At 57.0% G+C, this 26,737-nt stretch carries 22 protein-coding genes, 1 tRNA gene and 2 pseudogenes; 10 read left to right on the forward strand and 15 right to left on the reverse strand.

Annotated features, from left to right (window positions below):
- Positions 1-3: 3 nt before the first annotated feature.
- A complete protein-coding gene (locus ACR3ES_RS07980; RefSeq protein WP_170429123.1) occupies positions 4-1,551 on the reverse strand; it encodes a trimethylamine methyltransferase family protein in 1,548 nt (515 codons plus the stop codon).
- 409 nt (positions 1,552-1,960) lie between these two features.
- Here ACR3ES_RS07980 and ACR3ES_RS07985 point away from each other — a divergent pair, with 409 nt between their 5' ends.
- The 3 genes from ACR3ES_RS07985 to ACR3ES_RS07995 all read left to right on the forward strand — a co-directional run bounded on the left by ACR3ES_RS07985 (position 1,961) and on the right by ACR3ES_RS07995 (position 4,571).
- Positions 1,961-3,433 carry a flavin-containing monooxygenase gene (locus tag ACR3ES_RS07985; protein WP_480425167.1) on the forward strand — a complete coding sequence of 491 codons (1,473 nt, stop codon included), beginning with the start codon at positions 1,961-1,963 and terminating at the stop codon, positions 3,431-3,433.
- Position 3,434: 1 nt separating this feature from the next.
- Positions 3,435-4,421: an alpha/beta fold hydrolase gene (locus ACR3ES_RS07990; protein WP_170429128.1), complete on the forward strand. Its 987-nt coding sequence runs from the start codon at positions 3,435-3,437 to the stop codon at positions 4,419-4,421.
- Positions 4,422-4,494: 73 nt separating this feature from the next.
- Positions 4,495-4,571, forward strand: a tRNA-Met gene (locus ACR3ES_RS07995).
- Between the two features lie 273 nt (positions 4,572-4,844).
- On the opposite strand, the gene ACR3ES_RS08000 is transcribed toward ACR3ES_RS07995, so the two are convergent.
- Positions 4,845-5,279 carry a hypothetical protein gene (locus tag ACR3ES_RS08000; protein WP_480634708.1) on the reverse strand — a complete coding sequence of 145 codons (435 nt, stop codon included), beginning with the start codon at positions 5,277-5,279 and terminating at the stop codon, positions 4,845-4,847.
- Between the two features lie 104 nt (positions 5,280-5,383).
- A pseudogene (locus ACR3ES_RS08005) lies at positions 5,384-6,139 on the reverse strand (trypsin-like peptidase domain-containing protein); the annotation flags it as partial.
- Between the two features lie 42 nt (positions 6,140-6,181).
- On the opposite strand from ACR3ES_RS08005, the pseudogene ACR3ES_RS08010 reads away from it, so the two are divergent.
- The 4 genes and pseudogenes from ACR3ES_RS08010 (at position 6,182) to ACR3ES_RS08025 (ending at position 8,875) form a co-directional block, all read left to right on the forward strand.
- Positions 6,182-7,299 (forward strand): annotated as a pseudogene (locus tag ACR3ES_RS08010) (IS3 family transposase).
- A gap of 108 nt (positions 7,300-7,407) precedes the next feature.
- Positions 7,408-7,995 carry a hypothetical protein gene (locus ACR3ES_RS08015; RefSeq protein ID WP_170429157.1) on the forward strand — a complete coding sequence of 196 codons (588 nt, stop codon included), beginning with the start codon at positions 7,408-7,410 and terminating at the stop codon, positions 7,993-7,995.
- 4 nt (positions 7,996-7,999) lie between these two features.
- On the forward strand, positions 8,000-8,686 hold the full coding sequence (locus ACR3ES_RS08020) for a hypothetical protein (protein ID WP_170429160.1): 687 nt from the start codon (positions 8,000-8,002) through the stop codon (positions 8,684-8,686).
- Positions 8,687-8,695: 9 nt separating this feature from the next.
- Positions 8,696-8,875: a hypothetical protein gene (locus ACR3ES_RS08025; protein ID WP_480425168.1), complete on the forward strand. Its 180-nt coding sequence runs from the start codon at positions 8,696-8,698 to the stop codon at positions 8,873-8,875.
- Positions 8,876-9,132: 257 nt separating this feature from the next.
- On the opposite strand, the gene ACR3ES_RS08030 is transcribed toward ACR3ES_RS08025, so the two are convergent.
- A complete protein-coding gene (locus ACR3ES_RS08030) occupies positions 9,133-9,384 on the reverse strand; it encodes a hypothetical protein (protein ID WP_480634709.1) in 252 nt (83 codons plus the stop codon).
- Positions 9,385-9,829: 445 nt separating this feature from the next.
- On the opposite strand from ACR3ES_RS08030, the gene ACR3ES_RS08035 reads away from it, so the two are divergent.
- Positions 9,830-11,623 (forward strand): alpha/beta fold hydrolase, encoded by a 1,794-nt coding sequence (locus tag ACR3ES_RS08035; protein WP_170429167.1) that lies wholly within the window; start codon positions 9,830-9,832, stop codon positions 11,621-11,623.
- Between the two features lie 245 nt (positions 11,624-11,868).
- On the opposite strand, the gene ACR3ES_RS08040 is transcribed toward ACR3ES_RS08035, so the two are convergent.
- The 11 genes from ACR3ES_RS08040 to ACR3ES_RS08090 form a co-directional block, all read right to left on the reverse strand.
- A complete protein-coding gene (locus ACR3ES_RS08040; RefSeq protein ID WP_170429170.1) occupies positions 11,869-12,318 on the reverse strand; it encodes a hypothetical protein in 450 nt (149 codons plus the stop codon).
- A 164-nt stretch (positions 12,319-12,482) separates the two neighbouring features.
- Positions 12,483-13,607, reverse strand: coding sequence for an ABC transporter permease (locus ACR3ES_RS08045; RefSeq protein ID WP_170429172.1), 1,125 nt, complete (start codon positions 13,605-13,607; stop codon positions 12,483-12,485).
- Entirely contained in the window at positions 13,608-16,304 is a 2,697-nt protein-coding gene (gene rbbA, locus ACR3ES_RS08050; RefSeq protein ID WP_480425170.1) for a ribosome-associated ATPase/putative transporter RbbA, read from the reverse strand.
- Complete coding sequence (locus ACR3ES_RS08055; RefSeq protein ID WP_480634710.1) at positions 16,301-16,633, reverse strand: hypothetical protein; 333 nt, start codon at positions 16,631-16,633, stop codon at positions 16,301-16,303. Before ACR3ES_RS08055 ends, rbbA begins: the two co-directional genes overlap by 4 nt.
- A 26-nt stretch (positions 16,634-16,659) precedes the next feature.
- Positions 16,660-17,295 (reverse strand): HlyD family secretion protein, encoded by a 636-nt coding sequence (locus ACR3ES_RS08060; RefSeq protein WP_480634711.1) that lies wholly within the window; start codon positions 17,293-17,295, stop codon positions 16,660-16,662.
- Positions 17,296-17,471: 176 nt separating this feature from the next.
- Positions 17,472-18,242 carry a VOC family protein gene (locus ACR3ES_RS08065; RefSeq protein WP_170687739.1) on the reverse strand — a complete coding sequence of 257 codons (771 nt, stop codon included), beginning with the start codon at positions 18,240-18,242 and terminating at the stop codon, positions 17,472-17,474.
- 130 nt (positions 18,243-18,372) lie between these two features.
- Positions 18,373-19,398, reverse strand: coding sequence for an Ldh family oxidoreductase (locus tag ACR3ES_RS08070; RefSeq protein ID WP_170429179.1), 1,026 nt, complete (start codon positions 19,396-19,398; stop codon positions 18,373-18,375).
- A gap of 12 nt (positions 19,399-19,410) precedes the next feature.
- The gene (locus ACR3ES_RS08075; protein WP_170429182.1) at positions 19,411-20,040 is read right to left on the reverse strand and encodes a DUF3726 domain-containing protein; all 630 of its coding nucleotides are present in this window, start codon (positions 20,038-20,040) and stop codon (positions 19,411-19,413) included.
- On the reverse strand, positions 20,037-21,722 hold the full coding sequence (locus tag ACR3ES_RS08080; protein ID WP_480425172.1) for a hypothetical protein: 1,686 nt from the start codon (positions 21,720-21,722) through the stop codon (positions 20,037-20,039). Before ACR3ES_RS08080 ends, ACR3ES_RS08075 begins: the two co-directional genes overlap by 4 nt.
- On the reverse strand, positions 21,719-22,696 hold the full coding sequence (locus tag ACR3ES_RS08085; protein ID WP_170429187.1) for a membrane dipeptidase: 978 nt from the start codon (positions 22,694-22,696) through the stop codon (positions 21,719-21,721). The genes ACR3ES_RS08080 and ACR3ES_RS08085 overlap by 4 nt, the downstream gene beginning before the upstream one ends.
- The gene (locus ACR3ES_RS08090) at positions 22,696-24,198 is read right to left on the reverse strand and encodes an aldehyde dehydrogenase family protein (protein WP_480425174.1); all 1,503 of its coding nucleotides are present in this window, start codon (positions 24,196-24,198) and stop codon (positions 22,696-22,698) included. Before ACR3ES_RS08090 ends, ACR3ES_RS08085 begins: the two co-directional genes overlap by 1 nt.
- 45 nt (positions 24,199-24,243) lie before the next feature.
- Here ACR3ES_RS08090 and ACR3ES_RS08095 point away from each other — a divergent pair, with 45 nt between their 5' ends.
- A complete protein-coding gene (locus ACR3ES_RS08095; protein ID WP_480425176.1) occupies positions 24,244-25,116 on the forward strand; it encodes a LysR family transcriptional regulator in 873 nt (290 codons plus the stop codon).
- A gap of 162 nt (positions 25,117-25,278) precedes the next feature.
- A complete protein-coding gene (gene xylB / locus ACR3ES_RS08100) occupies positions 25,279-26,736 on the forward strand; it encodes a xylulokinase (RefSeq protein WP_170435837.1) in 1,458 nt (485 codons plus the stop codon).
- Position 26,737: the final 1 nt, after the last annotated feature.

The raw sequence follows: 26,737 nt of genomic DNA on the forward strand, positions 1-26,737 counted from the left end.
TCCTCAATACGTCTGATTCAACTCGTCCGCCGCCGGGATTTCGCGCTCGCGACGTGCGATGTAATCCAGCAATTCCTCGTTCTTGGCCGGGTCTAAGGTTGGTTCCTGATACTCGGCCAACAGCTTACCTGCGTGTTTCAGGGCGCGTTCGGTGATTTCAACTTCACCTTCTGTAACCCATTGTTCAATCGAGTTGTTGTCAAAGAGTTCAGGCATAAAGAACGCATCCTGGAAATTGTCCTGCGTGTGTGGATGTCCAAGGTAGTGACCGCCTGGGCCAACATCCGGAACTGCGGCCAAGGCCTGATCGAAGTCATCCCATTTCGGCCCTTCGGCCATGCGGTAGGCCATGGCGCATTGCTCGGCATCGACAATGAACTTGGCGACAGAACAGTGCATTCCGGCCTCGTTCCAACCCGCACTGTGCCAGATATAGTTTGCGCCGGCATGGATCACCGAACTGAGCGTCGTGGCGGACTCGTACCCGGCCTGTGCGTCAAAGGTCTTTGCCCCACCCAACGTATTCGAGGTACGCCACGGCACGCCGTAGTGTCGCGCCATCTGACCGATCATAAAGTTCATCAAGCTGATCTCAGGTGTGCCTGCCATCGGAGCGCCGGATTTCATCGACACCGTCGACAGGTAGTGCCCGTAGATCGCAGGCGCGCCTTTGCGGATCACTTGCGTGTAGGCCAGCGCGCTCAGCGCCTCCGCATTCAGCTGCGCCACGGTGGCTGGGACGCTGGCAGGCGTGTTGGCTCCGCCCAGAACGAAAGGTGAGCACAGCACGGGCTGATTGCGGCGGCAAAAGGCTCGCATCGCGCCTAGCATGGTTTCGTCCCAAACCAATGGCGAGTTGCCGTTGCAATTGCCGGTGGTGATAGGATGATCCTCAAGGAAGTCCTCGCCAAACAGGATCGCGCACATCTCCATCACGTCTTCGGCGTTCTTGGGTGAAGTTGTCATGCCCATGAAGGTTTTGTCGGAATGTTTCATCGACGAGTAGGTGATGCGCAAATGGCGCTGACTGATCGGGTGATCGTAAGGCTCGACGATGTGATGCGCGGAGGAATGCAGTGCGGGCAACATGTGGCTGAGCTTGTGAAACATCGCCAGATCGTCCAGCGTCGGGTTCCGGCGCACATCGTCCAGGTCGCGCAGAAACGGCGCACCGGTCATCGGCACAAAGATCGAATGATCGCCACCCAGGCGAACGTTCTTTTTCGGATTGCGGGCATGGTAGGTGAAATCCGACGGGATCGTGGCAATCAGCTCGCGCACCAGTCCTCGATCCAGATAGACCAACTCGCCATCAACCTGGGCCCCCGCCCGTTTCCAGTCTTCCAATGCAACGGGGTCGCGAAACTGGACACCAACGTTTTCAAGGATATCCATCGAGGCGTTGTCGATGCCTTCCACCTGAGCCCCGGTCATGACTTCGCATAAAGGGATGCCGCGGGTCAGGCCCGGCAGCATGTCGAAATTTGGCGCGGTGCGAGCGGCGCGGCGGGCAGAGCGTCCACCGGACCGGGTTGGCGTGCGGATGTTCACAGGGCGATCCTCCAGTCTTGTGCCCCAGATTGGCGGATTTGGCGATTTCGCACCTCACTGATTGCGAAACCTGCATGCAGGAAGCGACATGTCCCAAACCGCAAAGTATCGCTCCGATCCGGGGCAATGTTGGTTGTATCCTAAGCGATTGCATTTGTTCGTCCGACACACGGATCAGCCCACCGGTCACAGACGTCAGAACCCCGCCTGAGATGATGCGCTGAGTGCGCGATTGGTCGCACAAGGACGGGCGTACAGACTTGAATTCTGACATCAATTTGGCGGGTACGCTTCACGCCTCGCACGTGCAGACCTTTGCAACGCAAAAAACATCTGACCCAACGGGACTCTGTTCACCACCCACGCACCGTCTATAGTTTGTAGATACGCTTTTGGGAGGATCAGACGCGTGGCGCACGCAGCAGACATGCTGATTGTGGGAGCCGGATTTTCCGGACTGACGGTGGCATTGGAAGCCCGTAAGCGCGGGCTCGGTGACATCGCCATTCTGGAGAAGGCTGATGATATCGGCGGGACATGGCGAGAAAACACTTATCCGGGCGTGGCCTGTGATATCCCGTCACATCTGTACTCAATGGCAACCCATCTCAACCCGGATTGGAGCCGGGCGTATGCGGGCGGCGCCGAGATACAGGCCTATCTGCAAAAAATTTCGCGCGACGAAGGGCTGTATGACCTCTGCCATTTCCAGCAGGAAATGAAGTCCGCCAGGTGGGACGGGGCACGCTGGCAAGTGGAAACGCAAAGCGGGCAACACTGGTCCGCCCGGTTTCTGGTATCGGCCATAGTCGCGCTGCATATTCCCAGCATACCGGACATCCCCGGCGCGGACAGTTTCCCCGGCCCGAGCTTTCATTCGGCCCAGTGGGACCATGACGCGGTTCTGCACGATAAGAGGATCGCCGTGATTGGTACTGGTGCCTCAGCCGTGCAATTTGTGCCGGAGATTGCAAAACACGCCGAACACGTCACCATTTTCCAACGCAGCGCCCCTTACGTACTCCCCCGCCCGGATGGACCGATCGCGCCGTGGGTCCGGCGTCTTTATGCCCGCCTCCCGGTGCTCGCGCGGATCAGACGAAAATTCATCTTTGCGGTTTTCGAGTTTCGACACCGTGTTTTTCGAGGCGAGGAACGCATGGTGAATTTTGCCATAAGGATGTGGCACCAATCTCTTGACAGCGCGATTTCCGACCCTGCAATGCGTGAGAAATTGACGCCGCAATACAGGATCGGCTGCAAACGGGTTCTCAGCTCAAATGACTGGTATCCTGCGCTGGCCCGCGACACCGTTTCCGTCGTCCCACACGGCGTGGTCTCGATTGACAGGAACCGCATCCGAGCGGCGGACGGCAGCGAAATGCAGGCCGATGTTTTGATTTGGGGCACCGGGTTTCATGTCACCGACGTGATGGGCCGGCTGGATATTGTCGGGGCCGATGGCCTGACCTTGCGCACAGCCTGGGCAGATGGGATGCAAGCCAATCTTGGCACTACGATTGCCGGATTTCCCAACTTTTTCATTCTGCTCGGCCCACATACCGGGCTTGGGCATAACTCGGTTGTTCTGATGATCGAAGCGCAAGTTGCCCATATCGGACGCGTTTTGGACGCGATGCAGAGCCAGGGCCTGTCCACCATCACACCCGACCCCGCCAGACAGGCTGCGTTCACGCAGGAAGTGCAGGAACGCCATACCGACAGCATCTGGCAAACCGGTGGATGCTCGTCTTGGTATCAGGATGCCGAAGGCCGAAACACAACACTGTGGCCGGGAACAGTTGGCGAGTTCCAGAAGCGCATGGCACAGTGCGGGTTAGAGCAATACCTGCAGGACCCAATCAAAGGCGGAGACGGATGAAATGACGACCTTGCTGCTTGTTATCGGTCTCTTCTTGGCCTTTTTGCTTGGCATGAACCTCTGGACCCGGCGTCTGACCCGGCGGGGTCTTGAAATCGTACCACAGCTGGGCGAAGTGGTGTCCGTTCAGGGTGGCAGCATTCACTACGTTGAAAAGGGCAATCCAGATGCCCAGACCCTTGTTATGATCCACGGTCTGGCGGGACAACTGCAACACTTCACATATGCTTTGGTGGATATGCTGGCTGACGACTATCACGTTATTGCACTGGACCGTCCCGGGTGTGGCTATTCCACCAGAGATGACGCCAAACTCGCTCAGTTACCGGAACAGGCCCGGATGATTGAAGAGTTTCTCGACAAAAAAGGCTTATCCAACGTTGTTCTGGTCGGACACTCGCTGGGTGGCGCCGTCTCTCTGTCGATGGCACTGAACCATCCTGAGAGGGTGGCGGCGCTGGCGCTTCTGGCACCGCTGACTCATAAACTGCCGGACACGCCAGCCGTGTTCAAACCGATGGAAATCCGCACCGGATGGCTGCGCACTCTGATTGGTAACACGCTTGCCGTACCTTTGGCGTCAAGAACGGCACCACAGGTACTGAGCACTGTATTTGATCCCGAAACGCCTCCTACGGATTTTCTGGATCGTGCGGGCGGTGCGCTTGGACTGAGACCGTCGGCCTTTATCACCGCATCACAGGATGTGATCGGGGCGGATGAGAGCATCGAAGCGCTGGGCAGACGGTATCCCGACCTGAGTGTACCGGGCGGCATCTTTTACGGTGCGCAGGATGCGATCTTGTCACCGGCCGAACATGGTGCGCCAATGACCAAATTTGGCCTGTCTTTCGAAGAGATCGAAGAGCGCGGCCACATGATCCCGATAACAGTACCCGATGCCTGTGCGGAGTTCATTCGTCGCGCGGCTCACGCGACAACGGATGCATCACGGATTTCCGCCGCAAAGCCCGGCGAAATCGTCTGAAAGAAACCATGGGGGTCAGGTGTTTTCCCTCTTGACCCACCAATGCCCCTCCCTTACATCGCCTGTCACTTGTGGCGGAGTAGCTCAGTTGGTTAGAGCAGCGGAATCATAATCCGCGTGTCGGGGGTTCAAGTCCCTCCTCCGCTACCACCAAAATTCCTTAACTTTATGATTTTTAATGAAATTCCTATTGTCCGCCCTTCGATACCCAACATTTTGACCAACAAAGTTTTTCCGATGGCGCATTCTGGCACTCTGTGCCTGGCGCCCATTATCCACCATTAAGAAATGGCTCGGCAATGTCAGGTTTTGTCAGGTTCCTGACGTGCGCACGGCGAAACGTCGGATCGATCCGACAATCGCAGGCGGGCTGCTATTCTCGCTAATCTTTCTTTGCTGGCGGAATGGCAGGGCGGTTCACGGCTACAGCCAGAGCGCATAGGCTGTTGCGGCGGCGGGTAGCGCAAAGAACCAGCCCCATAGATAAAATTTAGCGTGGGTAGACAGTGAGCCTATGGAGCTTTGTAATCTATCTGCAGTTGCGACCAGTTCAGCAGCGTACTGTTCCGGCGCTATGTGCGGTTCCTGCTCGGGATCTTCGCGCGTTTTTTCTTGAAGTCGGTAGAAATCCTTCAACTGTAAAACATAAAATTCGAGCTCTGTGACCGGCTCATGCCTATTCGCCAAAGCACTCATGTTTGAAACAGTGGTTTTCGGATGATTCCATAACTGAAAACTCCTTAGGTCGCCGTACCAGGATAGAAGGTGATTGATGGCGAGAAACACCAAAAGGTAATTTGTGATTTGCCCGAGACTGGTTTCGCCGGGCGTAACGCCCAGCACGGTAAAACCATCCAAGTCTAGCCCTGTGCTTGCAGTCAGTATCTTTGCAAGTGCCAACGCCATCAGGCTTCTGTTTGACACATATGTTGCTCTGGAAATCAGTTCCTGTCCTTGGAAGTTCACGTCGCACCCTCGTCTGACCTATTGGCTTTGTTCTGCATCTGCTCAATCAATTCTCGAATTGAATCTGCCCTTAGAAAAAACGATAGACCGGCGTGCGTTCCATCAGCGCGGTCTTTGCCGGACCGATAGTGACCGCAGATGAGCCCAACAATACTCGGGCGTCGGTAGTGTTCTTTGGTATGCCAAGAACCGTCAGCCCAGCCTTTTTGTAACGAGATAACCGGCCCACCAGAAAATCCAGACTGAGCGAAACTGTCAATTAAACCATAATTTCGTCCTAGTTCTCCTTCCACATCAATCCCGTGAATAGGGGGGTACGCAAATACGCCTTGGCGCAAAATTGGATAAATGTACTGACCACCATCAGTTCGGTTGACGGGAGCGTTATCGGGGTAACCGACAAATACAACTGGCTCGCCTGCTATCCGAGAACCAAGCTCTTCATCTGTCGCCAAAAAACCGAACTTAAATGAAATTGGGCGTCTGGTCTCACCCTTTTTCCGAATTGGCAGAACATTCTTAGGAACCTTCAGAACTGCCAAGTCGCAATTGGATGGGTCGAATGAAAACTCGGGATCGGAAACACGGAACTTCTGATATCCCAATGCCACATGATCTGATCCAGGATTTATCGCAGAGCTAAATGACATCTCAAGTTCTGTGCAAACAGAAGCGCGAGAAAGACTAGGCGGTAGATACTTGGGATCTACCACATGGCGTGCAGTCGCTACATAGTACTTGTCTTGGCCCCCTAAAACTGTGCCACAGTTGGCTTAGTTTTGGAGACGGGATTGATGGCGCGGAAACGGTATTCGGACGAAGATATTCTGCGGCTTTTGCGCGAGATTGAGCTGGGCCTGGCATCTGGTTCGGATGTCGCGACGGCGTGCAGAACGGCTGGTGTCAGTGATGCGACCTATTACACATGGCGCAAGCGGTTTGGTGGGATGGGACGATCTGAGATGGCCAATCTGAAGGCGCTGCAGAAAGAGAATGATCGGCTCAAGAAAATCGTGGCTGAGCTTGAACTGGACAAACTCATTCTCAAGGAGAGCCTTGATTATCTAAAGCCAAAGGCCTGACGGCAGACCAGCTTCGTCAGGCCGTGGTCCACACCCGACAAAAGCTGGCAACCTCTGAACGGCGCACCTGTCGCGTGATTGGATTGGCGCGGAGCACGCTGCAATACCGCGCAGCGCCAAAGGATGATGAGGCGTTACGTCTGGCGATGATCCGATTGGCCAAACGGTATGGGCGCTACGGCTACCGCAAGGTCGCCGAGCTGCTGCGTGTCGAAGGCTGGGCAGTCAATCATAAAAAGATCGAACGACTATGGCGCGAAGAAGGCTTGCAGCTCCCACAACGGCACAAGAAACGCAAACGGCTGTACCACAAGGACAGCTCGATCATCCGGCTCCGACCGCAACATCCCAATCACATCTGGAGCATTGACTTTGTCCACGACAAGCTGAGCAACGGACAGAGCTACAAGATGCTGACGGTGCTGGATGAGTATACCCGTGAGGCGCTCTGCGTAGCGGTCAAGCCGAAGATGAACAGCGCAGACGTGCTGGATGCGCTCTACCCACTCTTATTGCGGCACGGGAAGCCCGAACACATCCGTTCCGACAACGGCGCGGAGTTCATCGCAACGGCCCTGCAGACCTGGTTAAGAAAGGTGGGCATTAAGCCGATCCAAATCTACCCGGGATCACCTTGGGAGAATGGATACAACGAGCGCTTCAATGGCACTCTGCGCCGGGAAGTCCTCAACGCAGAATGGTTCCACACCACCAAACAGGCTCAGATCGTCATCAATACCTGGCTTAGACAGTACAATCGTGTCAGACCCCATCAGGCTCTAAACATGCGACCGCCCGTTCCAGAAACCTTGCTCAAAACTGGCCCATAGAATTGGGGCTGGACATAGTCGCTCATATCTGGCCTCCCTCAAGAAAAGAGGCTCGGATATCATGCACCCATACTCAACGCAAAACGATACTAACAGGCAGGATATGCAATGATAGAACGCGTCTATGCGACAGAGGGAATGCAGCTCACATTCCAGCCGCTATCGGACGTAATGCTGATGGCGATTGGTAGGCTTGTTCGCATTTGCTCTGAATATGAAGACTGCATTAACTCGGTGCTCTGCATGATGGCGCAAATTGATGAGGCGCGAGTGGATATCCTAACGGGCCAGAGTTCCGTTAAGCGCAAGGTTGATATTGCGCGTCAGTTAGCGCGCGCCAGACCCGACGACGCCTTTGAAGTGTTTGATAAGACTTGGACACCGCGAGTCAAAAACCTCTTCCATGACCGAAACGTCCTCGCGCACGGAACATACCTTGGCGTTGCGCCAGATGGTCAGTACGTGTTTTTTACTTCGGGCCGTGAGATAGACGAAGAATTGGGTTACGGCACCATGGCGCAGAGCTATGCCCCAGAGAATGTGTTGGAGGAAACCAATTGGGCTCAAGACTATCTTGGAGTCGTTGAACGGAACCTAAAGATTGGCTCACTGCGAGCGAAGCGCACAGCTCCATATCTTCATCCTAGCAATAAGGCTGGTACTCGCGGTCCATCCCGAAAGAAACCAAACAAATGATGACATGCTGCACCAATTAGTGAATTTCTTTGAACAGTACCCGGAAAACTTACTGAGCGTTTTCGGCAAGCGCCCACAAGGTATCGACCCGGCATTGTTGCATCGCCTGAACGACTACCGAGACCGACAGCAAACAATCTTGGAGGATACCCATGCATTTCGCCTCGATGTAGAGGCCGAAGCAATGCTGAACCAGTTGATAAACGAAATAAAGCGCGGCGGTCTTGAGGATACCTATCAGAGGGTCTTGCTACCATTTCCTGCTATTACACTTGAAAAACAGACTGACGAAAGCGGTGCGTCTGTGATTGGCTTCCTTACGCAGGTCAATGGTGACATTTACACCCAAGTCTTCATGACGAATGATGGAGGCGCGGTACCAAGCATGTTCGTCTTGAAGTCGAACGGGCTCAATGCAGTAGTCATACCTACACCCTCTCAAGAGCTCCTGAGGCAGCAGCCAGGCAATCAAGTGTTAGAAGAAGCGCTCGAAAAGGAGCGAACATGGACTCAGTACTTTCTTGGACTGTCAGTCGCCTTATTCACCATGCTTAAGCATCAGAGCATGCTCGACGTAGAAGAAGTCACGGCGTATCCGAGAGCGGCGAGACGGAGGGCAAAGAAGAGCGGAAGGAACCTGCCGGACTTCAGGGTTTCGAAAATCAAACTCGGAACGGCTGGTCGTGGGTAATGGGAAGCGATGCAGGAAGGCGCAGACAAGGGCGATGGTGATCCGATACGCCGCCGAACCCATTGGGTGCGCGGGCACTACATGCGCAACCCACCGGGTGGGCTTAGTTGGCGCATGCCGCATCTGCGTGGTGCTGGGCCTATGATCCGTCAAGAACGCCACATAGTCGCAGGAAAGGGTGAGGCTTAGGCGGGTCAAATGCTGATTTCGACTGGCATTCCCACATTGAGGAAGGGGCTTGCCTCCCTGCCTTGTTTTAGTCGCCGCATGCGCCAATTTGCGCCACTAGTCGAATCGCGTTTTTGGGGCGTAGCGTTGTCGCTATTCAACCTGGAGATTTGATATGGCGGATAAGTGGGCCTTCATTAAGTGCATCTTGCCCGGTACAGGCTCTGCCATACAGACAGACCCATCCGGCAGCCTTGCCCCGCATATCTTGGTTTCGACTAATGACACTTGCGCCACCCCCAAGTTACGACCGGCCCATCCGACAGAGGAAGAACGCCGACTTGTCGGAATCCGGCAGACTGCATAAGCCAGATATTGGGCCAATTCGTCAGACCGTTTGCTGTGACGTATTCGGGTTTCTGGGCGTCCCAGAACGCGCTCAGGATGGCTTTCAGATCCTCGTCAGGCTGTTCGTTGCTGTCGTCGGCAAAGAACACCTGTAATTGCCAAACATCGGGTAGTCCCGTCACAGACTGAAAACGAATGTCCCGTGTCCAATGCTTGTCCCATTGGCGCGGGTTTCGTTTACGCAGCGACCGCCTTACGGCTTTCCAGAAAGCCACTATTGCCGGGTGGCTGTGGCCGATCAACCGTGATAGAGGAAATGAAAGGATAGAGGCAGGATTAAGGTTCCCTGAACGCCAAAAGGTTTTGCGGCGGAACCGACAACTGCCATGACCCGAGATGATCTGGCCGAGGCGTTGGGGTGCGCTATCGCGCGCTAAGCTTTTTGGCGTTTTGAATGGGATACGTTGGCATTGTTGGCACGCATCTTCACGCGTGCCGCACAGGGCAAGATTAACGACCATGACATCATGAATTTTCAACATCAAATGCTTAAATAGATCATAGAGCTGTCCCGGCGGCGTCAAAGTTCCAATCGCTGGACCGTCAGGCCTGTAACGGAGAAGCAAAATGACCCAGTTGAAACCGGAAAAGCTGAGTGCGGAACGGCAGCCTGCGGCTTCATCCGCCGAGACCGGGGAGGCAAATCACCCATATGACAAGCTGGACCGCGCAACGCGGGCCGCGATGGCTCGTGCCACGGCCGGAGTTTCCCCGCATTCCATAATGGCTACGTGGATGGATTGGGCGCTGCATCTGAGCCGGTCTCCGGGGCGCCAGATGGAACTAGCAGAGCGCGCCGGCCAGAACGCCGCCAAGCTTTGGGAGCATGCCGGAAAACTTGCCGCAGGGGCCGCAGCCGAACCGCCGTTCCGGCCCCGCAAGCACGATCACCGGTTCACTGCGGAGGATTGGCAAAAGGCCCCTTTCGCTCTTTGGCAGCAGGCCTTTCTGAGCGCGCAGGACTGGTGGCAGGCTGCGACCGATGAAATGCCGGGTATCGCGCCACGGGATGCCGAGCGCGCCCAATTCCAGATCCGGCAGGCGCTGGACGTCGTTTCGCCGTCGAACTTTCCTTGGTTGAACCCTGAAATCCTCAACCGCACGGCTCAGACAGGTGGTCGCAATCTGGTGGATGGTGCCGCACATTTTGTGGAAGATGTCCTGCACACCGTCACCCAACAGCGTGATCCCGCCCCCGAAGGTTACGAGATTGGCAAGGATTTGGCGGCAACACCGGGCAAAATCGTCTTTCGTAACGCGCTTTTCGAACTGATCCAGTATTCCCCCACAACCAAAACCGTGCAGGCTGAACCGATCCTCTTCGTCCCAGCCTGGATCATGAAGTATTACGTGCTGGATTTGTCGCCCGAGAACTCGATGGTTCGATACCTTGTCGATCAGGGGTTTACGGTGTTCATGATTTCCTGGCTGAACCCGACCGCCGAACACGCCGACCTAAGCCTTGAGGACTATCGCAAACAAGGCGTTATGACCGCGATTGACACGGTGGAAAAGATTGTTCCGGGCAAAAAGATTCATGCCAACGGGTATTGTCTGGGTGGTACGCTGCTTGCCATCGCGGCCGCAGTTATGGAACGCGACGGCGATGACCGTCTGGCCAGCGTCACTCTAATGGCGGCGCAGGTCGACTTTGCCGAAGCTGGTGAGCTTTTGCTGTTCATCGACGACAGTCAGGTTTCTTTTGTCGAGGACCTGATGTGGTTGCAGGGTTGTCTGGACCGACCGCAGATGGCACGCACGTTTACGACCATTCGCGCCGAAGACTTGATCTACGCGCGCGCTGTGCGCCGCTATTTCCTTGGGGAAGATGACCTTCCGACGGATTTGACCGTCTGGAACAACGACACAACACGCATGCCTGCGCGGATGCACTCGGAATATCTGCGCGGCCTGTTTCTCGAAAACCGTTTGAGTGCGGGGCGGTTTGCGGTCGACGGGCGCGTGATCGCTCTGAAGGACATTCGCGTCCCGATGTTCGTGGTCGGAACCGAAACCGATCATATTGCGCCCTGGCGGTCGGTTTATAAGGTCAGGTTGTTCACAGATGGCGATCTGACATTTGTTCTGACCAAGGGGGGGCACAACGGCGGTATCCTGAGTGAGCCCGGACATAAGAACCGTCATTACCGGACAGATCACCGGTTGGCCGATGCGCATTATGTTTCGCCGGACGATTGGCTCGAGATCAGCGAATTCAGGGAAGGCTCATGGTGGCCGGCGATGGCGGACTGGATACGGACGCATTCGACCGGGAAAACTGCACCTCCGCCCATGGGAGGCGCGCGCAGGGATGCAAGCAAGTTGCCCGACGCCCCCGGAACCTACATCCATCAGGTCTGATTGGCGCCGTATTCAAGGCGCCAGCGAATTCAGTTGCCCAACAGGTTTGCGTTCGGAAACTCGGTGAAGTGAAATGGGATCGTTTTGCCACTCATCGTGCTGGAGAAAAAAGCGGATTTGAGAGCGGGTGGAACCGGCAGGCGTACGTCATAGAACACACACGACCTTCGTGCGCCAACACCGATTGGCGCAAATGCACGCACTCGCGGATGCGGGCGTTTCAACAATCCAGGCGGGAAACCAAATCAGACCGGCGAGGATTTTGTGGGTTTGGCTGCTTTACGACCCGCCTTTGACGCCGCTTCCACATTCTCGCCTATGGCCTCGGCTTCCGCGTCGCTCACATATTGTGCGCACCGGGTTACCATTTCAAACCACTCCCGGGCGTCTTCGACCATGCGTTCAATCGAATGGCGCTGCCATTCGGTCATCGTGTTCATCGCTTTGGCCGGTTCAATCCGGTCGCCGGACGTCGTTTCTCGCGCCGCTTCCAGCGCTGTTCTGGCGGCCTCGTGACGGCGCCGGAACCAATGGCGAGAGTATTCCTCGGCCTCATCCAGCAGCTTGTCTTGCGCATTCCAGAACTGCTCGACCTGCGGCGCAATGAGTGGATTTGCGGACATCATGCCCTGCATGGACCTCAGGACATCGGTGAAAACTTCCGGTGATTCGGTCTTGGTGGATTTGGTAGGCATCTTCAATTCTCCCATTAAAGATCGCAGTGTTGCGACACTACCACATTCGCGTGTCACAACTTTAAGCGAAATCAAATTCGTGAAGCCGACCGTCGTCGGTCTCTGCGCCGATGCTGCTGGGTGATGGGGTGTCGCGTTGACCCATTTTGACTAGCGACCGGGTGTCACCGATCCTGCGCCACAGAGCGTCGAAAAAGCGCAAGACTGATTCCCAACAGCGCGAGGCCGAGCACTGCCATCCAAGCAAACTCTGGCCAAACCGTTTCGATTCCGGCGCCCTTGAATATGATGGACTGACTGGCCGACATGTAGTGCCGGGACGGCAGGATGAGTGTCCCCACCTGCAACCAGTCGGGCTGCCCCTCAATCGGTGTCTCACCGCCTGACAGCATCAGCATGGGCAGGATCACCAGCATCACCAGCAGCGCGAATTGCGCCATCGAACGGGCGATGGTCGCCAAAAAGACCCCCAATGCCGTAGCCGTGAACAAAAAGAGGGCGGTGCCAAGCAGAAACAGCAGTTTAGACCCCGCGATATCGATGCCGAGACTGCCCTGCATAACAAACGTCATCGACAAGCCCGCTGCGACCAGAACAACGGCGGCGTTGGCCCAGATTTTGGCGATGGCGATGTCGAAAGGGGTCAGCGGCATGGCCAGCAGATGCTCAATCGTTCCATGCTCGCGTTCGCGGATCATGGCCGCGCCAGTCAGGATCGTTGTCAGCCACATGATCTGACCGATCAGGGCGACGATCCCGGCAAAGCGCACCGTATCCCTGTTTGGGTTGAAGGCGCTGCGCAGAATGACATCAATCATCGGCGGGTCGATGAGGTCTGCACCGATGGCGAACCGGCGAATCTCGGCGCTCAGGATATTGATGATGTAGTTGGCGCCGATCCCGGCCTGCTCCATCGCGGTTGCGTCGATTAGAACCTGAATCTCGGGTGCGCGTCCGGCGCGTACATCCTTTTCGAACCCTGGCGGGACGGCGACGACGAACAAAAACCGACCGGCATCCATCTGGTCCGGTCCGGTGCCTGGAACGATCTGAACAACGGGCTGGAATTCCGGTGGAAAAAACGCGGTTGATAGGGCGCGGGAGAGCGGAGAATTGTCCTCATCCGCAAATGCAATCGAGGCATTGTTGACGGAACTGGCGACACCGGTGGCCTCCATGATCGGAGACAGCGTAAAGGACCAGGCCAGCAGCGCCATCATAACCCAGTCCCGACGCAGGCTCATCATCTCTTTCAAACCCAGCCAGAAGATGCGGTAAAGACGTTGCATTTACTTCTCCTGCGCCCGAAGCAAGAGGGCCGCAATCAGGGTAAAGGCAGGCCCGAAGCAGGCCAGCGCCAGAATGTCCGAGGTCATTGCCTCCCACCCCAGACCCTTGGTGAACGCCCCAACGTTGAGATGCAGGAAATAGGAGGACGGCCACAGCGCCCCGATGGTCTGCGCGCCGGGTTCCAATGTCGAAACCGGCTGCAGCAGGCCCGAAAACTGGATGGTGGGCACCACAGAAGCAATGGCGGTCGCAAAGGTCGCGGCCACCTGGCTTGATGTAATCGTCGCCATCAGCAAGCCGTATGATGTTGTTGCCCACACATAAAGCAGCGCGCCAACCGCAAGAGGTATGGGATCGCCCTTGAGTGGCACGTCGAACACAAAAACCGTCATCCAGGCCAAGAGCAGAAAATTGGCGTAGGCAACCGCGATATAGGGGATTTGCTTGCCGATCAGAAATTCGAGCCGTGTTGTCGGGGTCACATAGAAATTCACGACCGATCCCAGTTCTCGCTCGCGAGCGACACTGACCGCCGTCAGAATAGCGGGCAGCATGATCAGCAAGATCGCGGGCATCGCCGGGGCCATTGCCGCGATACTCTCAAAGCTCTGATTGTAGCGAAACCGTGGTTCGATGCGGGCCGCTTCGGTTTGTCCGGTCCCGGTTTCCCGCGCCAGAGTGTCGACAAAGGTTTGATGCAGACCCGCCACATAACCTTCGACGGTTTCGCCCTTGAATGGAATCGCACCGTCCACGGTGGCCAGAACCTGGGTCGGCTCGCCTGAGCGCAGCTTGCGCCCGAAATCAGGGGGCAACTCGACCACCAGCGAGACATCGCCTGCAACCAGACGCTGGCGGCCCTCGTCCGCGTCGGTCAGGGGGTCGGTAGCATCAAAATACCGCGATCCCGAGATTTCCGCCGCATAAGCGCGGCTTTCCGGGCCTTGAGAGAAATCCAGAACAGCAAAATCGAGCTCCTCGATATCCAGGGTTATGCCGTAACAGAAGACCAGCATCAGGATCGCCGATCCAAGGAAAGCAAAAGCCAGACGTACCCGGTCGCGCAGGACTTCGACAGTTTCGCGCCGGGCATAGGCCATCGCGCGCCCTATGCCGCCACCGCCGCCACGTTTCGCAACGGTCAAATCCACTTGCGGGGCGACAACCGGTTCCGGGGGGTTGGCGGCCTTCAGGATTGAGACAAATGCCTCTTCAAGGTTTTCAGCATCTTCAGAGGCGATCAGCTCGGTTGGCGTCCCTTCAGCCAGGACCTTGCCCGCATGCATGAACGAAACCCGGTCGCACCGTTCAGCTTCGCTCATGAAATGAGTCGAGACAAAGATCGTGACATCTTCATTCCGCGACAGGTCAAAAAGGAGTTCCCAGAACCCGTCGCGGGCCGCCGGGTCAACGCCCGAGGTTGGTTCGTCCAGGATCAGCACGCGCGGGCGATGGATCACGGCAACGGCCAGGGACAGCCGTTGCTTGATGCCAAGCGGCAGGTTTGCCGCCAGGGTGTCGCGATGCGCCACAAGGCCGAAACGGTCGACCAGCGCGTCGATGCGCTCTGCCCTGTTCGGGATGTCAAAGATGCGCGCGTGCAGTTGCAGGTTTTGCTGTATTGTCAATTCGCCATAGAGTGAAAACGCTTGGCTCATATACCCGATCTCACGGCGCATCTTCCGGTCGCTGGCGTCAACCGGCCTGCCGAACAACAGCGCCTCTCCGGAACTTGCCGGCAGCAGGCCTGTCAGCATTTTCATCGTCGTCGATTTGCCGCACCCGTTCGATCCCAAAAACCCAAAGATCTCGCCTTGGTTGATCGAGAAGTCGACACTGTCGACAGCAACAAAGTCGCCAAAGCGCCGCGTGAGCCCGCGCGCGGCGATCACTGGGTTGTGGGCCACGGAGCGACTGGGCAAATCAACGAATGAGGAACGTTGCTTGCCGCGCGATGGCAGTTGCCGATACGCTGTTTCAAGGTCTTTGTGTCGGCCCTGCAATTCCTCGGGTCGGCCCTGAAAGATAATGCGCCCAGCGTCCATCGCCACGATGTGGTCAAAGCTCTGCGCCTCTCGCATGTAGGCGGTGGACACCAGAACCGTAAGTTCCGGTGTTTCCCGGCGGATTGCGTCAATCAGCACCCAGAATTGGCGGCGCGAGAGGGGGTCGACACCGGTTGTCGGTTCGTCCAGCACCAGAAGCTTGGGATCATGGATCAATGCGCAGCACAGGCCGAGCTTTTGTTTCATCCCGCCGGAAAGCTTGCCCATCAGGCGGTCTTCGAACGGGGTCAGGCCGGTTGCCGCCAACAATGCCGTGATGCGTATGTCGCGTTCATCCGAACCTTGTCCAAACAGGCGCGAGAAGAATTCGAGGTTTTCCCGAACGGAGAGCTCGGCATAGAGGTTGCGGCCCAGACCCTGCGGCATGAACGCAATAGACGGGCAAATGCGGCGGCGGTGCGCAGTGTCGTCAATCGATCCACCCAACACGTCTATTGAACCGGATTGCAGCTTTTTTGCGCCTGTGATCAGACCCAGAAGCGTTGATTTTCCAACGCCGTCCGGTCCGATGAACCCGATAAGCTGATTGGCTGGCAAATCCAGTGACACATCGTTCAGTGCAACATGCTTGCGATAGCTGTGTGTGACGCCTGTGATCCGCAGGGTTTCCAGCGCCGCGCCGGGGTTCATTCGAACAACTCGGGCGGAATGCGCCGTTCCAGTGCCTCGGGCCAGACGCTCTCGGGATCAAGCCGAATGACTGCGATGCCCCGAAGGCCGGTTTTGACATGCTCGATCCGGCCTGAGATCAGGTCTTCGGGGAGGCGGACGCGGACGCGAAAGACCAGCTGCTCGCGTTCATCCAGAGTCTCTACCTGTTTGGGAGTAAACTGGGCCTCTGGCGAGACGAATGAGACGGCTGCCGGGATGGCATAGTCCGGTAGCGCGTCCAGCACGATTCGGGCCTCGGCACCAATCGCCAGCAGCCCGGCCTTTGGTGCAGGCAGGAAGACATCCATGTAGACGTTTTCGAGGCTGAGAAGCGTCAGGATCGGTTCCCCGCGCCAACGACCTCGCCGGGTTCGGCGAGGCGATAGAGCACACGGCCCAGCACGGGGGCGTAAAGCGAACTGTCCTCGATCTGCGCCTCGATCAGGCGCACCCCGGCCTCCGCCGCGGCAATCCGGCTGTCGGCCGTCGCGACGCGTGCCTTGGCCGCGCCTAGTACGGCCTCGGCAACCAGGTGGAGGGTCTCGCGTTCTTCAAAAACCGACTCGGGGATGTTCTGCCCCGCCAGCAGTGCTGTCGCGCGATCAAATTCCTGTTTTGCCCGGTGCTGCTCGCTTTGGCGTTGCACGACAATTGCCTCGGCTTCTGCCTTGCTCTGGCGGGCTAGCATAACCTCGGCTTTGGCCCGGTCGAGCGAGGCGGACAGTTCGTCGATGTCCATTTCCACCAGGACCTCACCCGGGGATACAAGTGTGCCTTCTGCCGCGGTCACGTTTTCAACGCGACCTGCGATGGTGGGCGCGATCCCAACCTGCTCAGCCTCAGTCCGGCCATTGCCCTGCGCGAAACCAGCCGGCAATTCGTCGGTATTCTCGGAAAAAAGCAGAAAGTAAGCCGCGCCGCCGATCAAAAGAGCTGCGGCGATAACGCCGGTTGTTATCCTGTTTTTCATGAAGCGACTCCGCGTCCGTGCCTGACGAGTCAAAACCTATTGGGTACCCTGAGGTCGCACCTTGCTCTGAATCAAATTGAAGGCTGACCCCAGCAAAGGAAACAGCGAAAAAGAAACTGGATTTTTCAAACGAGACTTGGGCAGATTTCTGATTGGCTTGCCAAATGCGGCTGCCCTCAAAATGGCCGAACCCCGTCGTCGATTAAGGCAAAAAACACTCCGTTTGGGTCTTTTAGCACAGTGTAAGCCTCCTCTGGCGCCTGAACGGGGCCGCGGCTAACCAAGCATGCTCCCAACGGTTCAGCGGCGGCGCGCGCGTTGTCCGGATTTCCGACCCGAAGCGCAGGTGCCCATATCGCATTGCAATTCCTCAAGGTTTCCGTCGGGATGTGCACCGCGACGGTCTGTTGCGTTGGCCTGTGTCTCATAAAGCCGGTGGGGTTTCCGTTTTGTTTTAAATAGGCCCAATCAAACAGTTCGCTGTAGAATTGATCCGGAAACTCATGGCTGCCCGACAAGTATGTTTCCTGCCCGAATTGGCGCGTGGGCACCGGGAAACCGTGAAGCGATTGAGAGATGCCGATGCGCGCCCCTTGAGGGTCGAGCAACAAGCTGTTGCGGCCAACCCCAGGAACACTAAAGGGTTGTTTCAAGACTTGCCCGCCCAGCTTCTCGGCCAATGCTGCCGACCGGTCCACATCGGGCACTTCCACGTAAGGAATCCAGCCTTCGGCGACCTCTTTTGATGCTTCAATAAATCCTGCGCCGGCTTCACCATCTGACATGGCAAGGACAAAGTCCTTCTCCCCGCCGCCCCAGGCGAAGTCCGTCGCGTGTTCGGTTACGAAAGTCCACGACGCAACCTGGCCATAAAACTCGATGGAACGGGCCCGGTTGGTCGAAAAGTGATCATGCCAAACGATTTGTCCCGCTTTCTCATTTGCCATTGGCCATACCCTTGAGTGTCACCTGCCAGATACCCGCGCGGGCAGGATCCATCTTTGAGGCAAATCAACAGAAGGCTGCGCTGTGCAAGAATCCAGTCGCAATCAGAACTTTCAGGGGCTGCTGATGGTTTCAGGTCTCGACGTTTGCGTGCAGTATAGCCTCGATTCTGGCCAATGTCGCCTTACTCACAGCAACGCCGTCTGTCGTGGCTGACAGACGCTTTGCGCGACGGCCGTCCCCCGGCAAATGCGCACCGTCCTGGAATCGAATGGCGTCCACCAGAGCAGCGATACCACTCGCGAAGCCGCCCCCGGACGTCGCAGACGGATCAATGGCGACAAAAAACTGGCCCGTTCTTGGCGGGCCTCCGGCTGTTCCCGAAAACGGTGACGCGTTCATTCCGAGTGTCGCGCCGGTCAGTGCGGCGGCCATGATCTCGGTCAGCAATGCGACGCCGATACCTTTGTACCCACCCGAGGGCGCCATGCTTCCCTTTAACCCGACATTTGGGTCTGCCGTCGGGTTGCCCTCAGCATCCAGCGCCCAGCCAATCGGGATTGGTTTCCCTTCGCGGGCGTGTTTCATGACCTCGCTTTTGGCAATGGTGCTGGCGCTCTGATCGATCAGCAGGGCAGGTTGGCCATCTGCACCGGGAACCGCAACCGAGAACGGGTTGGTGCCAACAACCGGTTTTGCGCCTCCGGACGGGGCGATGGAAGCGGGTGCATTGGTAAACCCGAGACCGACAAGCCCGGCCTGCGCCAGCCGGTAGGTATGATACCCCAGCACGCCACAATTGTAGCTGTTTTTGATCGCCAAGGCGGCAAGACCTTGTTCACGCGCGGCGGGCACAAGCGTTTCAAAGCCCAAATCAATTGCCGGATGTGCAAAGCCGGTTGCCGCATCGACCGTCACAACGCCGGGTCGTGGACGCGTTAGGACCGGTTTGGCCTGACCATCCACCTTTCCGCACGCGACATGCTCACAATAGATCGGGATGTAGGCCAAACCGTGACTTGCGACTCCGTCTGCCTCTGTGGCGGCGGTCGCTACGGCCAAAGGGCGCGCGTTTTCCTCGGATGTTCCCGCAGCCACGAGGGCGCGAAAAGATAGATCTTCGATCTCGGCGAGCGACAGGGTGCGGGTTTCAGTCATCAGGGTGTCTCTCTAGTCGTTGTCGGATAGCCCGGCACCAGCGCCCAGCAGGCGGGATTGCTCGGTGGCGGGCGCGTAAGTGCGATGGCTGTATCGCAAAAGAGTGTCCCAGTCGGCGGGTCTAGGAGCGGCGCGGGTTAGGCAAGGCTGTCTGTCCGATATCGCTCCACCAAGCGAGACCACAACATGTTCCGCTTCATCCGGACATTCCTTCTGCATTGAAACGCTGATGCCATCCGTAATGGCCAAAGAACCGTCTATTGTGAGGGTGAAGACCGTATCCTGGCTGCGCGCACCGTTTGCCGCAAAAGGCAGCAACAGCAAAGGCACACAGATCTGTTGAATGCAGATCGGACCGGTCTGCAGCAGGCCAGCACAGTCCGAAAGTGAGGCGCCCGTCATCAGCGGGCACAACTGCTGATCACCCGTCCAGACGTCACGAAGGCCCTTCGGCGTATGAATATCCACGGTCGCCGCATAGTCGCGTTCCAAAAGGCGCGCCAAGGCCCCGACACCATCCATCGAATGTGCGCACAGCCAGCGCGTGGCTTTGCCCGCCTCTTCGGCAATGCCCCAGCAGTACCCGGCCCCGCGGGTTGCCCGTTTGGCGGTGGCTTCAACCTCGTTCAGAGCAAAACTCATCGCGCGACCTCCGGATACACCCAAAGATCGGCGTTTTCTGTGGTCAGCTCATCCGGATAGGGCGCACCGGCATACATACAAATACGCACCCAGCGGTCTGAGCGGGGGTCGAAATGTGTTGCTCCGAAGAAGGACAGCTTGGCGCGAAGCATATCGATGGGCATAACGGTCGCGCCGATGGTGTTGTCTTGGATCTCGCCATAAGGTGCGACACGGCTCATCTGAGCGCGCCGAACGGTATGACGATGTTCGGGGTGGCGCAGCAAGAAAAGCGCAACGGGCTCTTGCTCGTCCCATTCAGCAAGCGCGTTGTACGCAGCCACCGCGTCGCGGGCGGGGGCCAAAGGTTGTTCATACTCGGCGATCGGTTCCTGGAACCGTTCACCCAGCCGCGGTTCCAGTTTTTCTTCGGAAACGTACCACGCCCGGGCGCAGTTTTCCGGCGCGTCCCAATCCAGATCCATTGCCCAGCCAAAGCTTTGTTGGATCAACAGACGGATCTCGGAAACAGGCATCGCACCGTCGATCACCTGCGCGCCCATATTGGAATCTGCCATGCAACTGCTCAGACCGTCCACAATGTCGCCGTAGGGTTCAAGGATCAGCGACGCGATCAGTTCCTGCCCCTCTTCGCTAAGCGCTTCTTCTGACCATCGGATCAGCCGGTCCCAGGGTTGATCCTGAAGCAGATCGTCATGCCTCAAATAATCCGAGATTGCTGCCATATCTCTCTTCAAATTCGCGAGTTTTCTGACTTGCACCGGATGATCCGACTGCCACCAAGACACTGAAAGTTTACAACGCTCGAAAAAGTCGCGAAACACACGCGCGTCCTCGGTGGATGCCGTTTCCAGCGAGCGGACGCGTGAAATCGCCTCTTCACGCACCATAATCCAATTGTTGAACAAGATCGGGTGGTTGACAATGAACGGTGCCATACCCAGCCCTGTCGAGTTGCCAATGCCGAGTTGGCGGGCAATTGCCGGATCAAGGTCTGCCGTCCGCTCGCCCCCTTTGGCGTGGGCCATGTGCTGCACCAGATCTCGCACAAAGGCGCGCGTCAAAAAGACGGACAGCATTTCGGTTTGAAACGGCGCATTGGTTTCGGAACGATCCGATGTTTTCTCGCGATCTGCCGCCCCAAATTTTCCGGACCCATAAACGGCAGTGGTCCGCATCAGATAACCAACCTTGTGGATGTGCTCTAACTCAGGCTGCTTGCCCGACGCCAGACGATCAACGACATGCGTCCACAAGCGGACAGACCGGTTCGCGCGGGACAGAGACAATTCGCTTTCGGAAATCCGACCGGCTTCTTGTAATGGCACGTTCTTGGCCAGTCGGTCGATATCAGCGGAGGTCGGAACACCATCAAAGAGGGCAAAGGTCGCATCCCATGCTTCAGCGATCACCCGGTCCGAGCGTTGGTCTGCCGGCAGATCATGAGCAAAAGCAACCAGAGAGTAAGCGCGCTCTGGCCCGTGCATCGTATAGACTGCGTGCCCGACGCCTGTTTCATCAATTTCGAAGACGGGCCGGGCAAAGCGCCAGTTTTCCCGCGCCATACGGCGGGTTAGCTGGCGCATAAAGCTGAGCCTGCATTGATGCAGCGAACCAAGCCGTGACAGGCGCATTACCTTGGCCGGATCGCGGCGTGGGATATGCGGGTGCAGGTGTCTCATGCAGTCGGTGGCTCGAAGCTATTGGCAAAGAAACGATACCAGTTCTCGCCCATAATTCCTGCGACGTCCTGCTCGTTCATTCCGACCGCCCGCAGGCCGTCTTCTATGTTTCCGAAGTCCCGATTGTCCCTGAACCACTGTGGCATGGGCGGAAAGCCCGGATTGCTGGCCGACCCCTCGCCATAGTCAATCTCTTTCGTCCAGCGACCGACGCGCATCCATTCAACCACGCTGTCGGGCTGATCCTGACATAGGTCGGTGCCGATCCCCAGATGTTGCGTGCCAAATCTGTCAGCGGTGCGGGCGATCATCTCGCAAAAACTCCCCACGGTGCAGTTGGACTTGTCCTTCAGGTGATGAGGGTAGACTGAAAAGCCCAGCATCCCACCGTTTTCTGTGACCGCCCGAATGACATCATTGCGTTTGTTGCGCAAAGCGGGCGCCCAGTCGTGCGGATTGGCGTGCGTGATCGCGATTGGCCGCTCGGAAAACTCGGCGGCTTCGATGGTTGAACGATCAGCGGAATGACTCATATCCACGACCAGACCCACACGGTTCATTTCCTTGATGACCTGTTTGCCCATGCGTGTGATGCCCGTGTCTTCGGCCTCGTAGCAGCCGGTCGCCAAAAGGGATTGGTTGTTGTAGGTCAGTTGCATGAAGCGCGCGCCCAAATCGTGCAGGACTTCGACCAACCCAATGTCGTCCTCGATGGGTGACGGGTTCTGAAACCCGAAAAACACCGCGGTACGGTCGGTTTGGCGGGCGATGTCGATATCGCTGGCCCAACGCCCCTTCATGATCAGGTCCGAAAATTGTTCGAACCAACGGTTCCATTTTTCGATGTTCAGAACCGTCTCACGAAAGTTCTCGTGGTACGCGATGGTGACGTGGATCGCGTCAACATTGCCCATGCGCAATTGCCGAAAGATCTTTTCCGACCAGTTGGCATATTGCAGCCCATCGATCCGCATCAGACCGGTGATCCTGCACTGATGTAGGCGGTCTTGACCGTTGTGTAGAACTCTGCAGCGGCCTTGCCCTGTTCGCGTGGGCCGTATGAACTGTCTCCGCGCCCGCCAAAGGGCACGTGGTAATCGGTGCCGGCGGTGGGCAGGTTGACGGTCACGACACCAGTACGTGCATTGCGCCGGAAATGCGTGGCGCGGGCCAGGTTCTGCGTCACGATGCCCGACGTCAGTCCGAAATGGGTGTCGTTGACCACACTTAGCGCCTCGTCATAACTGTCGACCTTGATGACGCTGGTCAGGGGCGCAAACATCTCCTCTCGGTTGATACGCATGTCATTGGATGTGTTTAGGAAAACGCCGGGCGACATGTAGTACCCGTCGTGCGGCATTTCGAGGCGCGCACCGCCGCAGGCCAGTTCGGCCCCTTCGGATTTGCCCAGTTCAACATAGGCCAGGTTCTCGTTCAATTGTTGCTCGCTGACCACCGGACCCATCTGCACACCCTCTTCCAGCGCGTGGCCCACCTTCATGGCCTGTGCACCTGCGACCAGCTTCTCGACAAAGGCGTCATGGATACCAGCATGCACGACCAAACGAGAAGACGCTGTGCATTTCTGCCCTGTGCCGCCAAATGCGCCCCCCAGCGCCAGTGTCACGGCCAGATCCAGATCAGCATCGTCCATCACCGCCAGCGCGTTTTTCGACCCCATTTCCATCTGCACCTTTGTCAGGTTCTGGATGGCTGCGGCGGCAATGCCTTTGCCAACCGGCACCGACCCGGTGAAGGAAATTGCGTTGATCTTTGGGCTTTCGACCAGCCGCTGACCGATTGATCGCCCCGAACCCATAACAAGGCTAAAAAGTCCCTTCGGAATGTCCTGCCGTTCGATGATTTCAGTCAGAGCCACGGCCGACGCGGGTGTCAGGTTTGCCGGCTTCCACACAACGGCGTTGCCGTAGCACAGAGCGGGTGCGATTTTCCAAGACGCCGTCGCGGTTGGGAAATTCCAAGGGCTGATTATGGCCACGACGCCAACCGCTTCACGGCGGACATCGATCTCGACGCCGGGGCGAACACTGTCTGCATTCTCACCGATCTGACGTAGGCATTCGGCGGCATAATAGGTAAAGAACTGGCCGGCGCGGTATACCTCTCCCTTGCCCTCGGCCAGCGGTTTGCCTTCCTCGCGCGACAACAGCATGCCCAGTTCGTCGGCACGGGCCATGAGCTCATTTCCGATGTTCATCAGAACGGTTTGCTTGCGCTCAGGCAGGTAGGCGGCCCATTCCACCTGTGCTGCGCGCGCCCGATCCAGCGTCGCCGCAAGCTGATCTACACTGGCCTGCGCATAGGTGCCGACTAGATCGCTTAGGTCTGACGGGTTGCGGTTTTCGATCTCGCTTTCGCCCGCCAGCCATTCGCCGGCGATCAGATTCAATTTGGTCACATAAAACCCCGGTGGCAGTTTCTCGATTTTCAGTAGGATGGATTTTGCAGTTGACATCAGTCAAACTAAAATAAATTAACCGAATTTCAGGAAAACTGAAACATGTCCATCAAGATCGAAATGTTGCGGTGCTTTTGCACGGTTGCCCAGACAGGCAACTTGGCAGAAGCCGCTGACCGTCTGGGTCGCACGCAATCTGCCGTGTCGATGACGTTGAAGCAGTTGGAAGATCATCTGGGTAAAAAGCTGTTTGAGGGCGAAAGAAAAACCCATCTTTCGCCTTTGGGCCGACAGGTGTTTGACCTTGCGCTTAAACAAGTACGTCAGTTCGATCAGAGTGTTCAGAACATTGAGGCCGCAGCGCATGCCGAACACGGGCTTATTCGAGTCGTGTCAGTTCCGTCTGTCGGTGCTTTGATATTCCCGGCTTTGCTGGAGCATATGACGTCTCAATTCCCAGGCCTGAAGATTGAGTTGCGCGATACGGATACGCAGCAGGTCTTGGATGCCGTTGCGGAAGACAAGGCAGACATCGGTATTGCGTCCGGCCATCATCCGCTAAAGGGTGTTCGAATTGTTCCGTTGTTCAAGGATCGTTTTGGCTTGGTCGCTGCATCTGATCACCCGCTCATGATCAGATTGGACCCGCCAAGGATCTCTGACTTGCAAGCCTTTCCCTTTGTCCGAAATACACTCTGTGAGATGATTCAGACGACACAGTTCAAACCTGTGTTGAACCGATCTGAAATCACCATTCACAATACACATTCCCTGATCACGCTGGTTCAGACTGGCCAGTGGGCGACTGTTCTGCCGCAAACCGTAACGCGGTTTATCCCCGACAGCACCGCGTTTCGCCCCATACTGGATTTACCTGACACAAGAGAGGTCTTCCTGTACGTGCGGGAGCGCGCGCTTTTTCAAGACCCAACGGATGTATGCAGTGCTTTCATTCTGTCGCGATGCTACGACTGAGGCTTTGGTGTCCCAAACAGGGCAAACGGGTCTGTTTGGGATTACACTCGGAACATCGGTTTCTCCGTCATTCCTTGAGACTGTGCCGCACGGAAACTTCAGTTGACAAAACGGCGTCGTCAAATAATTTTACCAACTAAAATAATAAACGGGAGTGTGGGAGTGTATCTCGGACTGGATTTGGGAACATCTGGGCTTAGGGGGATCCTGGTGGATGAGGATGGCCGCGTTATTTGCGAGGCGGAGGCGGCTATCTCTACTGCGACACCCAAACCCGGGTGGTCCGAGCAATCGCCCCAAGACTGGATCGTGGCCTGCCAGCAGGTCGCAGCGCAGTTGCGTTCACAAAATCAAAACGCGTTTTCTTCTCTGCAGGGCATTGGCCTGAGCGGGCATATGCACGGGGCCACGTTACTGGATGCTGATGGCGGTGTTTTGCGGCCTTGCATCATGTGGAACGATACGAGGTCCGCAAAAGAGGCGAGGGCACTCGACGCAATGCCAGAGATGCGGGACATTTCGGGCAATATCGTCTTTCCGGGGTTTACTGCGCCCAAGCTTGAATGGGTGCGCGCGCATGAACCGGATGTGTTTGCCGAAACGGCCAAGGTGTTGCTGCCCAAAGACTACCTGCGGTATTGGCTGACCGGCGAATTCATCAGCGACATGTCCGACAGCGCCGGAACCTCTTGGTTGGATGTTGGACGACGGGAATGGTCAAAAAAGGCGCTGGATCTGAGCCATATGACGCCCGATCAGATGCCGGAATTGGTCGAAGGTAGCGCGCCGGGCGGAGAGCTAAGGTCCGAATTGTCACGCGAGTGGGGTGTTACCGGGTCTGTCGTGGTCGCCGGTGGAGCTGGCGATAACGCGGCGGCAGCGTGTGGGATCGGTCGCATCCATGAGGGGTCGGGCTTTCTGTCGTTGGGAACGTCGGGTGTTCTTTTGGTTGGCAAGGACAGTTACGCGCCGGCACCGGAAACCGCCGTGCATTGTTTTTGCCATGCCGTGCCAAAGCGCTGGATACAAATGGGGGTCATCCTGTCAGCAACGAACAGCCTGAACTGGCTGTCTCGGAATCTGGGCCAATCCGCAGAGGCTTTGGCTGCGGGTATGCCGGATCGCGTCGAAGGCCCGTCCTCCATCACTTTCCTGCCGTACTTTTCGGGTGAACGGACGCCACATAATGACAGCGCGATCCGGGGCGCATTTCTAGGAATTGATATTTCGTCCGAACCGACCGACCTCACACAATCCGTTATGGAGGGCGTGGCCTTTGGCATGCGGGATTGCCTGGAAGCATTGAAGAGGACTGGAACAGAAGTCACCAACCTGGTGGCTGTTGGAGGGGGTGCGAGGTCGAGGTACTGGTTGCAAACGCTCGCGACAGTGTTGGACGTTCCGCTGTCCTTGCCTGCCGGCAGCGAGCTTGGTGCTGCGATTGGGGCTGCACGGCTTGCTCAATGTGCGGCCACTGGTGTCGACCCGAACGACGTTATGGTGCCGCCGGATATCGCCGAAGGCATTGAACCCCGATCAGATCTTCTGGCGGCGTATGACGCGGAGTATCAACGATACCGGGAATACTACCTGGCACTCGCGCCATTGGTACCCAGATGAT

It is taken from the genome of Ruegeria sp. B1 (assembly GCF_056535885.1).

What these genes read in the sequence shown, in the direction of transcription:
- ACR3ES_RS07990 (WP_170429128.1), top strand. Translation starts at nt 3,435, where the DNA reads ATGACGACCTTGCTGCTTGTTATCGGTCTCTTCTTGGCCTTTTTGCTT.
- ACR3ES_RS08015 (WP_170429157.1), top strand. Translation starts at nt 7,408, where the DNA reads ATGATAGAACGCGTCTATGCGACAGAGGGAATGCAGCTCACATTCCAG.
- ACR3ES_RS08020 (WP_170429160.1), top strand. Translation starts at nt 8,000, where the DNA reads ATGCTGCACCAATTAGTGAATTTCTTTGAACAGTACCCGGAAAACTTA.
- ACR3ES_RS08025 (WP_480425168.1), top strand. Translation starts at nt 8,696, where the DNA reads ATGCAGGAAGGCGCAGACAAGGGCGATGGTGATCCGATACGCCGCCGA.
- ACR3ES_RS08035 (WP_170429167.1), top strand. Translation starts at nt 9,830, where the DNA reads ATGACCCAGTTGAAACCGGAAAAGCTGAGTGCGGAACGGCAGCCTGCG.
- ACR3ES_RS08040 (WP_170429170.1), bottom strand. Translation starts at nt 12,318, where the DNA reads ATGCCTACCAAATCCACCAAGACCGAATCACCGGAAGTTTTCACCGAT.
- ACR3ES_RS08045 (WP_170429172.1), bottom strand. Translation starts at nt 13,607, where the DNA reads ATGCAACGTCTTTACCGCATCTTCTGGCTGGGTTTGAAAGAGATGATG.
- rbbA (WP_480425170.1), bottom strand. Translation starts at nt 16,304, where the DNA reads ATGAACCCCGGCGCGGCGCTGGAAACCCTGCGGATCACAGGCGTCACA.
- ACR3ES_RS08055 (WP_480634710.1), bottom strand. Translation starts at nt 16,633, where the DNA reads ATGGATGTCTTCCTGCCTGCACCAAAGGCCGGGCTGCTGGCGATTGGT.
- ACR3ES_RS08060 (WP_480634711.1), bottom strand. Translation starts at nt 17,295, where the DNA reads ATGAAAAACAGGATAACAACCGGCGTTATCGCCGCAGCTCTTTTGATC.
- ACR3ES_RS08065 (WP_170687739.1), bottom strand. Translation starts at nt 18,242, where the DNA reads ATGGCAAATGAGAAAGCGGGACAAATCGTTTGGCATGATCACTTTTCG.
- ACR3ES_RS08070 (WP_170429179.1), bottom strand. Translation starts at nt 19,398, where the DNA reads ATGACTGAAACCCGCACCCTGTCGCTCGCCGAGATCGAAGATCTATCT.
- ACR3ES_RS08075 (WP_170429182.1), bottom strand. Translation starts at nt 20,040, where the DNA reads ATGAGTTTTGCTCTGAACGAGGTTGAAGCCACCGCCAAACGGGCAACC.
- ACR3ES_RS08080 (WP_480425172.1), bottom strand. Translation starts at nt 21,722, where the DNA reads ATGAGACACCTGCACCCGCATATCCCACGCCGCGATCCGGCCAAGGTA.
- ACR3ES_RS08085 (WP_170429187.1), bottom strand. Translation starts at nt 22,696, where the DNA reads ATGCGGATCGATGGGCTGCAATATGCCAACTGGTCGGAAAAGATCTTT.
- ACR3ES_RS08090 (WP_480425174.1), bottom strand. Translation starts at nt 24,198, where the DNA reads ATGTCAACTGCAAAATCCATCCTACTGAAAATCGAGAAACTGCCACCG.
- ACR3ES_RS08095 (WP_480425176.1), top strand. Translation starts at nt 24,244, where the DNA reads ATGTCCATCAAGATCGAAATGTTGCGGTGCTTTTGCACGGTTGCCCAG.